The sequence below is a fragment of the Nocardia sp. 852002-20019_SCH5090214 genome (assembly GCF_001665865.1).
In the GTDB taxonomy this organism is placed as follows: Bacteria; Actinomycetota; Actinomycetes; order Mycobacteriales; family Mycobacteriaceae; genus Nocardia; species Nocardia nova.
The window spans coordinates 1-1,676 of sequence record NZ_LZMK01000150.1 but is presented as its reverse complement, the minus strand read 5'-3'; the positions used below and the strand labels follow the sequence as shown (position 1 = coordinate 1,676).

Annotated in this window: 2 protein-coding genes; one reads left to right on the top strand and one right to left on the bottom strand. The window is 69.0% G+C overall.

The features are described 5' to 3' along the window. Positions 1-1,050, bottom strand: a 1,050-nt coding sequence (locus A5780_RS12510; RefSeq protein WP_064908509.1) for a hypothetical protein, incomplete at its 3' end; no start/stop codon positions are given. A gap of 311 nt (positions 1,051-1,361) precedes the next feature. Between A5780_RS12510 and A5780_RS12505 the strand changes: the two genes are divergently transcribed. After that, the coding region (locus A5780_RS12505) for a ParA family protein (RefSeq protein WP_156769477.1) at positions 1,362-1,676 on the top strand (315 nt) is incomplete at its 3' end.

Here is a 1,676-nt window from a genome sequence, read left to right as displayed (position 1 = left end):
GCGGGCCTCCGACCGCACGGACGCGAGTTCTTCGCGCAGTGCGGTGATCTCGGCGCGGGAGGCCTCGGCCTGGGAACGGGCATCGGCGACGGCACGGTCGAGCTGGTCACGTACCCGGTCGGCGTCGGAACGGGCATCGGTAGCGGCCTGCTCGGCAGCGGCCTGGGCGGATTCGGCGCGATGCTGAGCCGATTCTGCCTCGCGACGCGCCTGCTCCGCAGCCCGAATCTGTTCCGCGGCTGCTGATTCCGCGGACTCGATCGTCGCGGCGGCCTCCGCGCGGACGGATTCGACCAGCTCACGGGCCTGCTGCTCGGCGGCCGCGATCTGCTGCTGCGCCTGGATCTGGATCTGCTCGGCGCGGGCTTCGGCCGCCTCGGCCGCCGCGCGGGCGGCGGTGGCGTCGGCTTCGGCCGCCGCGACCTTGGCGTCGCGGTCGGCGATCGCGTCCTCGGCCGCCCCCTCGGCCAGCGTCTTGTCCTCCAGCGCGGCCGCCAGCTCCCGGCGGGCGGTGCGGGCATCGTCTTCGGCCTCGTCGGCGCGGGTGGTCGCGGCGTCGACCTCGGCCTTCGCCTCGCGGCGCACCGCGGCGACCTCGGCGGCGGCGGCGTCCGGATCGCCGGCGGTGGCCACCACCTGCTGGGCGGCCTCCACGATCGAGATCAGCTGATCGCGGTGTGCGGTGGTCACCATCTCCCACCGCGCCAGCAGATCCGCCAGCGTCGCCCGCGCCGACGTGACCGGGCGCCCCGCCGACCGGCGACGCTGCGACGCACCGGACTCTGCTGCCTCCAACTTCAGCTCCCGCTTGCGCTGGAACGCGTTCGCGCGGCTGTGCACCCGCAGCACCCCGTCCGGGTCGACGTGCTGCTCACCGCAGTAATCCACCGGCCGGCCGCGCCCCTCGACCGGCGGCAGCGGATGTCCCGCCTCCTCGAATTCCTCCGTCTCCGGGTCGTAGCCGACCGGGAACTTGCAAACACGCAGGTCAGCGCGCTGGTCGGCGGACGCCGACGTGCCGTGACCGGCGGACTCTGGTTGATCGCTCATTCATCAATCATACCATATTCGTTCCGTTTATATCGTTATTTATTATTGTTATTACGTTTTAACGAAACGAAATAACGATGGACGCTATGGGACATATCAGCCATATGGGCTATACAGTCCAGCGGGCTAGATGCTCTACCGGCCATATGGCGGACCGCCACGCAGCGGGAATAGATGCAGGTAGCGGAATTGCCATATAGCCCATATGGGTCCTACCCGCGCTACTGAGCCGCGCGTCCTATACGCCATATGGGTTGTAGCTGTCGTATGGTTCCGGTGTCCTGCTCCCCGGCACTCCAGGATGGTTCGCGATGACAGTTACTGCGGTGATGAATCTGAAGGGCGGTCCGGGCAAGACCGTGATCACGGGCGCGCTCGCCCACGCCGCGGCTGCGGCGGGGGAGGACGTCCTCGTGGGGGATGTCGATCCGCAGGGCAACACGACCAGCCACCTGACCGGGTACAACGCTCGCAGTAAGCCGCCCGCCGGCACCTTGGCCGATGTGCTCGACCGCCGGGCGAAGCGCTCGCTCGCCCTCGAGGACGTCATCGTTCCGGCCCGCACGCGCGACCGGATCTTCGTCGCGCCCTCGGGATTCGAGGAGATGCAGGAGGTGCAGGACTCG